Genomic DNA, 10,998 nt, shown 5'->3' on the forward strand with positions numbered 1-10,998 from the left:
AATGTCGCTCAGTCCACTCGGGCGCGTCAAGGACGCGAAGGGATCGTGCGGAAGATCCTCCGCCAAAGTTCTTGGCATGGACACTTCCGATGAAGTAGGGGGACTGCTACGACAGTTGAGGCGGAAATCCTGCTAAGGGAGGTTCCATGAAACTGTCCCGAATCGTGGCGTTCTCATCCTCACTGCTGCTCGCCGCCGCGCTCGCCCTCACCGGGGCGAGCGCGGCGCACGCGGCCGAACAGGCCGAATCCCCGGACTACGTGGCTCTCGGCGACTCCTATTCCTCGGGTGTCGGGGCCGGCAGCTACGACAGCGCCAGCGGCGCCTGCAAGCGCAGCACGCGTGCCTACCCGGCCCTGTGGGCGGCGTCCCACTCACCCTCGACGTTCGCGTTCACCGCTTGCTCGGGCGCTCGTACGGGTGACGTGACAGCCGGTCAGCTCGGACCGCTCAACGCCTCGACCGACCTCGTCTCCCTCACCGTCGGCGGCAACGACGCAGGCTTCGCGGACGTCATGACGACGTGCGTACTCCAGTCCGAGTCCACCTGCCTGGCCCGGATCGCCGAGGCGCGCGCCTACGTCGACACCACCCTGCCCGGCAGGCTCGACTCCGTGTACTCGGCGATCCGGGCGAAGGCCACCGCGGCGCACGTCGTCGTGCTCGGCTACCCCCGCTTCTACAAGCTCAGCGGAAGCTGCATCGCCGGGCTCACCGAGAGAGAGCGCGCCGCGATCAACGGCGCCTCCGACCACCTCAACGCCGCCACCGCCAAGCGCGCGGCGGACCACGGCTACACCTTCGCGCAGGTGACCGAGGCCTTCACCGGCCACGAGATCTGCTCGTCGGCACCGTGGCTGCACAGCGTGAAGTGGTCCAACATCGGAGAGTCCTACCACCCCACCGCGGCAGGCCAGTCGGGAGGCTACCTGCCGGTCTTCACCTCCGCTGCCTGACCTGCTCATCCGCCGTCCCGCCGACCGGGTAGGAGGCTCCGTCCGTCGGGGCCGGGGCCTCCTGCTCGCAGGTCACCGAGAACGGCACGGTGTTCGAAGTGACCCGGACCGGGTCCCTGACCTCCACACCGATCCCGCCGTGGAGGGCCCCGTCCTCCTCGTACGTCAGCTCGGCGTGGTCCACCCGCTTCGACTTCTCCTCGTCCGCGCCGAAACTCAGCGTCCTCCAGCCGGGACCGGACGACTCGCCGCTCCCGGTCACCCACCGGTAGGCGCCCTCGGCCGGGACGCGGCCGACCGTGAACGTCGCCGTGAAGGACGGCGCCCGCGCCCCGGGCGGCGGGCAGACTCCGGAGTAACTGCCGTGCACCGCCGTGACGCCGACCCTCGCGGACTGCTGCGGCGGGGTGGCCGTACCCCCGTTGCCACCGCCGTCGCCTCCGGTCCCGGTTCCGGTCCCGCCTTTGTTCCCGGCTCCTCCGGTGTCGCCGCTGCCGTTGCCGCAGCCACTGCTACCGCTGCCGCCGCCGGAGCCGGCTGTACCGGAGGAGGCGCCGCACGAAGCCGCCCCCGGTTCCTCGCCGCCGTTCGTCGGCGCCCAGGTGATGCCCCCGACGGCGAGCACCGGCGCGGCCGCCCCCGCCGCCAGCACCGGGGCGGCCCGCCGCGGCCGGTCCTGTGCGGTGGCGGAGGAGCGGGCCGTCGCGGGGGAGGGCGCGGAAAAGGAGCCGGAGGAAGGAGACGCGCGCCCGCCCGCGCCTCGCGCTCCAGCCGTGCGTACAGCCGCCGTACGTCGGTGGAGCCGAGCCGGGGCGGCGCCCTGACCTCCTTGACCGCGACCTCGCGGCCCAGGACGTCGTCGCGGGCGCGCCATGCGACGCCCATGCCGCCCTTGCCCAGCGGTGCCAGCAGGCGGTAACGGCCCGCGACCACCCGCTGCTCGCTGCCCGGCTGTTCACTCACTGGCCGGCCCCCTGTCCGCAGGGGAGCGGCATCACGGCAGAAGCGCTCCAAGCTGGCTCAACCCAAGCCATATAAAGCCCTCTTGAACCTCAAGCCGCTCGTTCGAGGGGCCGCAGTGCGTAAACTGTCCAACTCGCCCTGGAATCAGATGTATTCGGAGAGTGACCGTCAACACCCTTGCTGCGGTGGTGAATCACATGGGCGGGATACATGTGTGTCCGGACGGGGGGATAGGGTTAACCTGCCCGGGCCGGGTGCCCTCGTACGGGTGGGGAGTGACATGGAACAGATAACGGTGCGCAGCAGGCCTCGAGTGCCTGCGATCACATGCGGGAGCAGCGCGACCAGCTCGCGCCTCGACCGCCATCTCGCGGTGCTCGGCGGACCAGCCGTACCGCACGGTGAAACGGCCGAGGCGACACTGTTGATGCGCGAGCTCACGTCACGTGATGTCGCGCACTCGCGGACGGGCAGGGGCGCGCGCGTCTCGCTCTTCGCCCCGCTGCGGCGGCTGCGTCGCTCGCTCTTCGGCAGCCGCCACTGACGCGGGCGGACCGGAGTGGCGGACGCGCTCAGGCGACCACACCGTCCCGGCGCAGCGCTGACACCTGTACGTCCGTCATCCCCAGGCCGTACAGCAGCGCGTCGGTGTGTTCGCCGAGCGCGGGAACCGGGCCCATCAGCGGGTCCGCCCCGCCCGGCATCGTGATCGGCGGCAGCATCGCCCGCAGCGGCCCCGCCGGTGAACCGATCTCCCGCCAGCGGCCGCGCGCCGCCAACTGCGGATGCGCCGCCACGTCGGCCACCGTGTTCAGCCGGGCACAGGCGATCCCGGCCGCGTCCAGCGCCGCGATCGCCTCCGGCGCACTCATCGCCCCCAGCGCCTCCGCGACCACCGCGTCCGTCTTGGCCCGGTTGTCCGTACGGGCGGTGTTCGTGGCGAAGGCGGGATCGTCCGCCAGCTCCGGCCGCCGGAGCACCTGCCCGGCCAGGCGCCGCCACTCCCGGTCGTTCTGCACCGACAGCAGCACCTGGCCACCGTCCGCCGTCGGGTAGGCGTCGTACGGCGAGATGACGGCGTGCGCGACCCCGGTGCGCGCCGGTGCCTCGCCCCCGTGCATCCCGTGGTGCAGCGGATGCCCCATCCACTCGCCGAGCGCCTCCAGCATCGAGACCTCGACCGGTCCGCCGAGCCCGGTCGTTCCGCGTCGCAGCAGCGCGGCCAGGACCCCGGAGAACGCGTACATCGCCGCCGCGATGTCGGCCGCCGGAATCCCCGCCTTGACGGGCTGCTCGGGCGTGCCGGTGACGGACACGAGCCCCGCCTCGCACTGGACGAGCATGTCGTACGCCCGCTTGCCGGCGTACGGCCCGTCGGCGCCGTAACCGGAGATGTCGACGGCGACCAGGCGCGGGTGCGCGGCGCACAGGGTCGCGGCGTCCAGGCCGAGCCTCGCCGCCGCGCCGTTCGCGAGGTTCTGCACGAACACATCGGCTCCGGCGACGAGCCGGCGCACCACGTCCAGGCCGCGCGGGTCCTTCAGGTCCACGGCGAGGGACTCCTTGCCGCGGTTGCACCACACGAAGTGCGAGGCGAGGCCCCGCGCGGCGGTGTCGTAACCACGGGCGAAGTCGCCGCCGTCCAGGCGCTCGATCTTGATGACGCGGGCGCCGAGATCGGCGAGCTGGCGGGTGGCGAAGGGCGCCGACACGGCTTGCTCGACGGCGACGACGGTGATGCCGTCCAGGGGGAGGGGCTGGGGCTGAGTGCTCATGACAGCACTGACTACCGTGTGCGTAACACCTTTGTCACTCGGACACGTTGGCGGAAAACCCGCCGGTGGTGGCGCGCGAACCGGCCGACTCGTACAACGGCGGGCAGCGGGCGGCCGTCCGGGGCCGGAGGCCGCCACTCACCGGCCGCTGTTCGCGTACGCGCGGACGGTGAGCGGCGCGAAGAGCGCCGGCGGTACCGGCGGCCAGGCGGTCGCACACGCCTCCGGGCGGGCCGCGGGCCGGGCGGAGTGCGCGCCCTCTGCGGGAACGCCGCGTCGGCCGCGGCGCATGCCGCCCGGGCGGGTGCGGGCGGGGCGGCCGGCGGCCCCGGTGGGTTCGAAGCGCTCCAGGAGTCCGTCGGTGCGGGCGGTGCCGGCCGCGCCGCTGATGTGCGGCAGCCGGGCGAAGGCGGGCTCGCCCGAGCGGCGGGGGCTTCGCCGTGTCCGGCCCCAACCGTGCCGCGGCCATGTGCTGTGGGTATGCTCGCCACATCTTTTGAACGCGTTCAAAGGGGAGCGGATCATGCCCGAGTCAACCGTGCCCGACCAGGCCGACACGCCCGCCGTCGCCCTGGGCCCCACCTCGCTCGTCCTCGGTGTCGTCTCCGCGGTATGGCCATGGGTGCCCCTGTTCCCGCCGGCGCTCATGGCCGGGCCCCTCGCCGTCACCTTCGGGGTGGCGGGCATGCACTGTGCCGGTCAGGGCGTCGGCCGTATGCGGACCGCCGTCGCCGGAACCGTCCTCGGTGCCGTCGGGTTCATCGGAGTGATCATCCTTTTCCTGCCCTAGCGCCGGGGCCCCGGCCGTCGCCGGGGGCTCGGCGACAGGGCGCCGGCCCGGGGCGGGAGCCCGCCGCGCAGTCCTAGAGCAGCGCGAACTGGCCCTCCGGGCCCTCCTCCTGGTGGTCCAGGACCGACGCCGGGCGGCGCGCCGCATCCGGCACCGGCAGCACTCCCGCCTCCGTCAGCTCGGCACGGGTGATCTGCTTCCCCTCCCGCAATTCCTCCCGGCCCGCGTCCAGTCCGGCCAGCAGGGCCAGGACCGTGACGAGTTCGAGGAGCTCCGACGTCCACTCCTGGGGCCACGCCGACGGGCGGATCGCCTCCAGCGTGCCCGGGCCGCCCCGCGCCGTACGCCGTTCGAACCACAGCTCCAGCATCCGTACCCCGCCCACCCGGAACTCCCAGGCGGTGGCCGGTACGGGCGAGACGCGGCCCTCCCCGACGTGCAGCACTTCCGCCTCGGCGTCGTACCGCAGTGCGGAGGGCCACGCCGGCACGGCCGCCCGTACGTACGGGCGGCGCCCGCCGGGCAGCTTCGGGCGCTCCCCGCCCCGGGCGCCCCGCAGCTGCACCGCCTTCATCCGGCGGCCCAGCTCCACACCCGCCGCCCAGACGTCCGGCTCCGCGGGCAGCGCGACCACCGCGCCCGGCGGTGACGCCTCCGCGCGGGCGACGGCCCACGCCAGTACGTCCTCCGCCGCGACCTCGTGTCCGTAACGGCCGCTCAGCAGCGGCAGCAGCCCCGGCGCCAGGTTGGGTTCGCGTCCGCCGGGGCGGCGGTGCAGCGGGTGGATGCGGCCGGGGCGGCCCGCCGGGGAGCGGCCGGCCGGGAGCAGGGCGCTGACCAGCAGCGCGGGCCCGGCCGCCGCCCCGGGCGCGTACCCCTGCTCGACGGCGAAGAGCTGGTCCGACCCGTCGGCCACCCGCCACAGCTCCGGCCGGGCTGCGTCGATCAGCCGGTGGTCCGGGATCAGCCACTGCTCGTCGAAGGGGCCGTGGAGGACCCGGACCGGCTCCGGGCAGGGGCCGCTCTCCCGTGCGAGGCGGCCCGTTCCGGTGGACTGGCCGGGCAGTGCCGCGACCGAAGTGCGCGTCGTGCGCGCCCGGGTGGGCCCGAACAGCTCCTCGCGCTCGGCGCCCCGGGCTCGTACCAGGGCGTCCCAGCGGGCCCGCAGCGTACGCCTGTCCGATGCGAGCACCCAGTCGCGGCCCAGCCGCAAGGGCGCCACCGACCAGGGCATCAGTTCGCCGAGCAGTGGGGCCGGCGGGTCCGGTGGGGTCTCGGGCCGCGTCGCCGTCATGCGGGCAATCATGCGGGCATCGTAGTGGCGCGGCCGGGGGGCGGGTCAGTGCGCGTCGACCGTCACGGAGAAGGAGAAGCGGTCGCCCCGGTAGCGGATGCGCGCGACGTCCACGACCCGTCCCTCCCGGTCGTACGTCACACCCGTGTAGTGCAGGATCGGACTGAGGAGGGGACCTTCAGCAGGTCCGCCGTGGCCGGGTCGGCCAGCCGCGCCTCGACCGTGTCCGTGATCTTGCTGATGCCGACCCCGACCACGTCGCGCAGCACCTTCGTCATCGGCCAGCGTTCGAGATCGGCGAGGTCGATGCCGGCGGCGACCTCCGGACGCACCGCGTTCTCCGCCCAGTTGGTCGGCTCGCCGCTCTCCCCGTCGCGGCGCAGCCGCTTGTAGGTGACGACCTCGTCCGTGTCCGGGAAGAACTCGACGAGTTCACCGGGTACGGGGGCGGGGCCGTGTCCCAGGATCGTCGTCAGCTCCCCGGACTGCTGGGCCACGATCGCGTCGATCGAGCCGAGCAGCCGGCGCGGGGCGCCGCGCCGGGCGCCCGGCTCGATGAACGTACCGCGCCGCCGGTGCCTGCTGATCAGGCCCTCGGCCTCCAGCTCCTTGAGGGCCTGCCGCATGGTGAGCACGCTCACGCCGTAGTGCGCGGCGAGCTGCTCCTCGGTGGGCAGCCGCAGCGCCGCGTCGGGCGTGCGGCCCAGTATGGAGGCGCGCAGGGACTGCGAGACCTGGTACCAGAGCGGCAGTTTCCGGTTCAGGACCAGCGAGTCGGGGGCGAATGCGGTCACGGTTTCATTTCTCCGTAGGTACTACGACCTGAAGTGGCGTTGCAGACCCTGCCACACGTCGTCGTACGCCGTCTGGAGATGGCCGGCGGAGGCCGCCTGCGCGGTCGCCGTGACCGGCCAGCGCGTCTCGAACATGAAGGCCAGGCCGTCGTCGATCTTCTGCGGCTTCAGCTCGGCGGCGCTCGCCCGGTCGAAGGTCTCGCGGTCCGGCCCGTGCGCCGACATCATGTTGTGGAGCGAGCCGCCGCCCGGGACGAAGCCTTCGGCCTTGGCGTCGTACGCGCCCTCGATCAGGCCCATGTACTCGCTCATCACGTTGCGGTGGAAGTACGGCGGCCTGAAGGTGTCTTCGCCGACCAGCCAGCGCGGCGCGAAGACGACGAAGTCGACGCCCGCCAGGCCCGGGGTGTCGGACGGCGAGGTGAGGACCGTGAAGATCGACGGGTCCGGGTGGTCGTAGCTGATGGTGCCGATGACGTTGAAGCGGCGCAGGTCGTAGACGTACGGGACGTGATTGCCGTGCCAGGCGACGACGTCGAGGGGGGAGTGGTCGTACGTCGCCGACCAGAGGTTCCCGCAGAACTTGTTGACGACTTCGACCGGGCCCTCGGTGTCCTCGTACGCGGCCACCGGAGCCAGGAAGTCGCGGGCGTTGGCCAGGCCGTTGGCGCCGATCGGACCGAGGTCGGGGAGCTGGAAGGGCTGCCCGTAGTTCTCGCAGACATAGCCGCGGGCGCTCTCGTCGAGCAGCTCCACGCGGAACCGCACCCCGCGCGGGATCAGCGCGATGTGCCCGGGGCCGCAGCGCAGCAGGCCGAACTCGGTGCGCAGGAGCAGGCCCCCGCGCTCGGGCACGATCAGCAGCTCGCCGTCCGCGTCGCTGAACACCCGGTCCGTCATGGAGGAGTCGGCGTGGTAGAGGTGAATCGCCATGCCGGTGCGCTGGGTCGCGTCGCCGTTGCCGCCCACCGTCCACAGGCCGGCCAGGAAGTCGGTGCCGGGCGCGGGCCCGGGCAGCGGGTTCCAGCGCAACCGGTTCGGGTCGGGGACGGTCTCGGTGAAGGGCGCGCTGCGCACCGCGCCGTTGTCGGTGCGCACGAACGGCGGATGCGCGGCCGACGGCCTGATCCGGTACAGCCACGAGCGCCGGTTGCGGGCGCGCGGCTCGGTGAAGGCCGATCCGCTCAGCTGCTCGGCGTACAGGCCGAGCGGTGCGCGCTGGGGCGAGTTGCGGCCGTGCGGCAGCGCGCCGGGGACGGCCTCGGAGCTGTGTTCGTTGCCGAAGCCCGAGGAGTGGGCCAGTCCCTCGGCCGTCTTCCTCGCCTGCTCGATGCCGCTCATCGTCCGCTCCCGGGGTGCCGTAGGGATCCTGCCGTGAATCCTATGCATGACAGTAGGATTTGGGAGCGCGCCCGTCAACGGGTGCCACGCCCGCGGGACTGTCGGCATCATGGGCCCGTGCCCCCGACGAACTCGCTCCGCAGACCCCCCGTGCAGCAACGCAGCGCCGACCGGCTCGCCCGGATACTGGACGCCTGCGCCCAGCTCCTCGACGAGAGGGGCTACGAACGGCTGAGCACCCGGGCCGTCGCCGCCCGCGCGGGTGTGCCCATCGGCTCCGTCTACCGCTTCTTCAGCAACAAGCGCGCCCTGGCCGACGCCCTGGCCCTGCGCAACCTCGACCGCTACGCCGAGCGGATCAGCGGCCGGATCTCCGCGATGCCGGGGGAGGACTGGCGCGGCGCCATCGACGCCGTGCTCGACGAGTACATCGCCATGAAGCGCACCACCCCCGGCTTCGCCCTCGTCGACTTCGGCGTCCAGATCCCGGTCGGCGAACCGGGCGCCGACATCGACTACCGCGTCACCGACCGCCTGACCGAGCTGCTCTGCGGCCACCTCGGCCGCACCCCGGACGCCGGCCTGCGCCGGACGGTCCTGGTCGCCGTCGAGGCCGCCGACGCCCTCCTCCAACTGGCCTTCCGCGTACGGCCGTCGGGCGACCCGGACCTCATCGGCGAGACCCGGGCCGTCCTGCACGCCTACCTGGCCAAGATCTTCGACTGATCTCTCCGGTCCGGCCCTCCCCGCCATGCGTACTGGTCGGTATGCTCGGCTGTGCTCCCGCGCCACCGTCGCCGCCGCCCTGGAGGGCCCATGCCCGGTCAAGACGAAGCCACAGCGTCCCGCACCGCCCTGCGCATCTGCCCGCTCTGCGAAGCCACCTGCGGCCTGACCCTCACCATCGAGGGCACCACGGTCACCGCGGCGCGCGGCGACCGTGACGACGTCTTCAGCCACGGCTTCGTCTGTCCCAAGGGCGCCGCCTTCGCGGACCTCGACGCCGACCCCGACCGGCTCACCGGACCCCTCGTCCGCGAGGACGGCGTCCTGCGGGAAGCCACCTGGAGCGAGGCCTTCGACCTCGTCGCCGCCCGGCTGCGGCCGCTGATCGAGGAGCACGGGCCGGACTCCGTCGGTGTCGTGCTCGGCAACCCCAACGTCCACACCATGGCCGGCGCCCTCTACCCGCCCCTCCTCCTCTCCCTGCTGCGCACCCGCAGCCTCTTCACCGCCAGCACCGTCGACCAGATGCCCAAGCACGTGTCCAGCGGCCTGCTCTTCGGCGACCCGCTCGCCATCCCGGTGCCCGACCTGGACCGCACCAGCCACCTGCTGCTCCTCGGCGCCAACCCCCTGGACTCCAACGGCAGCCTGTGCACCGCCCCCGACTTCCCCGGCAGGCTCAAGGCGCTGCGCCGCCGCGGCGGCACGCTCGTCGTCGTCGATCCGCGCCGCACCCGCACCGCCCGGCTCGCCGACCGGCACGTCCCCATCAGGCCCGGTACGGACGCGCTGCTGCTCGCCGCACTGGCCCAGGTCCTCTTCGAGGAGAAGCTGACCGCCCCGGGCGTTCTGGAGGAGTGGACCGAAGGGTTCGCCGAAGTACGGGAAGCCGTACGGGACTTCACCCCCGAAGCGGTGTCGGCGGCCTGCGACGTGCCCGCCGACGAGATCCGCCTGCTGGCCCGTGGGCTCGCCGCCGCGCCCACCGCCGCGGTGTACGGCCGGGTCGGCAGCTCCACGGTCGAGTTCGGCACCCTGGCCAACTGGCTCGTCGACGTACTGAACGTCCTCACCGGCAACCTCGACCGCCCCGGCGGCGCCCTCTTCCCGCTCTCCGCCACCGCCCCCGCGCCCCGCCCCGCCGGACCCGGCAGGGGGTTCGCGCTCGGCCGCTGGAAGAGCAGGGTGAGCGGTCACCCCGAGACCAAGGGCGAACTGCCGCTGGCCGCGCTCGCCGAGGAGATCGACACGCCGGGGGAGGGGCGGGTGCGCGCGCTGATCACCATCGCCGCCAACCCCGTGCTCTCCGCGCCCGACGGCCACCGCCTCGACCGCGCCCTGAGCGGGCACCTCGACTTCATGGTCAGCGTCGATCCGTACCTCAACGAGACCTCGCGCCACGCCGATGTCGTCCTGCCCCCGCCGCCCCCGTCGCAGAGCGCGCACTTCGACTTCACCTTCAACACCTTCGCCGTGCGCAACCAGGTGCGCTACACCCCGGCCGCCGTCCCCCTGGAGGACGGGCGGATGGACGAGGGCGAGATCCACGCCCGGCTGATCCTCGCGGTCGGCGGCATGCACGGCGCCGACCCCTCGGCCGTCGACGACCTCGCCGTCGAGCGCGCCCTCACCAAGGCCGTCGCCACACCCCACTCGCCCGTCCACGGGGGCGACCCCGGGCAGCTCGCCGCCGCACTCACCGGGCGCGGCGGACCCGAGCGGCGCCTCGACATGATGCTGCGCCTGGGTCCGTACGACCTCGTACTGGACGATCTCCTCGCGCACCCGCACGGTATCGACCTCGGCCCTCTGCGGCCGCGCCTCGCGCAGGTCCTCAAGACCCCCAGCGGGAAGGTCGAGCTGCTGCCCGCGCCCATCGCCGCCGACCTGCCCCGGCTGCGGCGCGCGCTCGACGGGCGGCCCGCCGCGCTCGTGCTCGTCGGCCGCCGCCACCTGCGGTCCAACAACAGCTGGATGCACAACATCGCGAAGCTCAACGGCGGCAGCAACCGCTGCACACTCCAGGTCCACCCCGACGACGCGGCGCGGCTCGGTCTCACCGACGGGGCGCCTGCCCGCATCAGCGCCGAGGGGGGCGGGCTGGAGGCCGTGGTGGAGGTGACGGACGCGGTACGCGCCGGAGTGGTGAGCCTGCCGCACGGCTGGGGACACGACCGGGAAGGCGCCCGCATGACGGTCGCCGCCGCCACCCCCGGCGTCAACGTCAACCAGCTGCTCGACGGGAGCCGGCTCGACCCGCTGTCCGGCACGGCGGTGCTCAACGGATTCCCCGTCGACGTAGCACCCATATCGTGACCTGGGGTTTTGCGCTTATTGCTCGCACGTCAACATCTTGTTA

The 10,998-nt window shown here is 73.2% G+C and carries 9 protein-coding genes and 1 pseudogene; 5 read left to right on the forward strand and 5 right to left on the reverse strand.

Annotated features, from left to right (window positions below; all coding sequences use genetic code 11):
- Positions 1 to 146 precede the first annotated feature (146 nt).
- Positions 147 to 956, forward strand: a complete 810-nt coding sequence (locus BN1555_RS25560) for an SGNH/GDSL hydrolase family protein (protein ID WP_093801569.1) — start codon at positions 147 to 149, stop codon at positions 954 to 956.
- On the opposite strand, the gene BN1555_RS25565 is transcribed toward BN1555_RS25560, so the two are convergent.
- Positions 940 to 1,608: a hypothetical protein gene (locus BN1555_RS25565; protein WP_255306485.1), complete on the reverse strand. Its 669-nt coding sequence runs from the start codon at positions 1,606 to 1,608 to the stop codon at positions 940 to 942. The two genes, BN1555_RS25560 and BN1555_RS25565, sit on opposite strands and share 17 nt — an antisense overlap.
- A gap of 591 nt (positions 1,609 to 2,199) precedes the next feature.
- Here BN1555_RS25565 and BN1555_RS25570 point away from each other — a divergent pair.
- Complete coding sequence (locus BN1555_RS25570) at positions 2,200 to 2,463, forward strand: hypothetical protein (protein WP_093801570.1); 264 nt, start codon at positions 2,200 to 2,202, stop codon at positions 2,461 to 2,463.
- A gap of 28 nt (positions 2,464 to 2,491) precedes the next feature.
- Here BN1555_RS25570 and BN1555_RS25575 read toward each other — a convergent pair whose 3' ends face one another.
- The gene (locus BN1555_RS25575; RefSeq protein WP_093801571.1) at positions 2,492 to 3,694 is read right to left on the reverse strand and encodes a CaiB/BaiF CoA transferase family protein; all 1,203 of its coding nucleotides are present in this window, start codon (positions 3,692 to 3,694) and stop codon (positions 2,492 to 2,494) included.
- A 523-nt stretch (positions 3,695 to 4,217) separates the two neighbouring features.
- Between BN1555_RS25575 and BN1555_RS25585 the strand changes: the two genes are divergently transcribed.
- Positions 4,218 to 4,484, forward strand: a complete 267-nt coding sequence (locus BN1555_RS25585) for a hypothetical protein (protein WP_093801573.1) — start codon at positions 4,218 to 4,220, stop codon at positions 4,482 to 4,484.
- Between the two features lie 73 nt (positions 4,485 to 4,557).
- Here BN1555_RS25585 and BN1555_RS25590 read toward each other — a convergent pair whose 3' ends face one another.
- The 3 genes and pseudogenes from BN1555_RS25590 to hmgA all read right to left on the reverse strand — a co-directional run bounded on the left by BN1555_RS25590 (position 4,558) and on the right by hmgA (position 7,913).
- Positions 4,558 to 5,790: a type ISP restriction/modification enzyme gene (locus tag BN1555_RS25590; RefSeq protein ID WP_255306157.1), complete on the reverse strand. Its 1,233-nt coding sequence runs from the start codon at positions 5,788 to 5,790 to the stop codon at positions 4,558 to 4,560.
- 33 nt (positions 5,791 to 5,823) lie between these two features.
- Positions 5,824 to 6,572 (reverse strand): annotated as a pseudogene (locus BN1555_RS25595) (GntR family transcriptional regulator).
- 21 nt (positions 6,573 to 6,593) lie between these two features.
- Positions 6,594 to 7,913 carry a homogentisate 1,2-dioxygenase gene (hmgA, locus tag BN1555_RS25600; protein ID WP_093801575.1) on the reverse strand — a complete coding sequence of 440 codons (1,320 nt, stop codon included), beginning with the start codon at positions 7,911 to 7,913 and terminating at the stop codon, positions 6,594 to 6,596.
- 117 nt (positions 7,914 to 8,030) lie between these two features.
- Here hmgA and BN1555_RS25605 point away from each other — a divergent pair, with 117 nt between their 5' ends.
- Positions 8,031 to 8,639 (forward strand): TetR/AcrR family transcriptional regulator, encoded by a 609-nt coding sequence (locus BN1555_RS25605; protein ID WP_255306158.1) that lies wholly within the window; start codon positions 8,031 to 8,033, stop codon positions 8,637 to 8,639.
- 90 nt (positions 8,640 to 8,729) lie between these two features.
- The gene (locus BN1555_RS25610; RefSeq protein WP_093801577.1) at positions 8,730 to 10,955 is read left to right on the forward strand and encodes a molybdopterin-dependent oxidoreductase; all 2,226 of its coding nucleotides are present in this window, start codon (positions 8,730 to 8,732) and stop codon (positions 10,953 to 10,955) included.
- Positions 10,956 to 10,998 lie beyond the last annotated feature (43 nt).

The organism is Streptomyces sp. Wb2n-11 (assembly GCF_001049855.1).
In the GTDB taxonomy this organism is placed as follows: domain Bacteria; phylum Actinomycetota; class Actinomycetes; order Streptomycetales; family Streptomycetaceae; genus Streptomyces; species Streptomyces altiplanensis.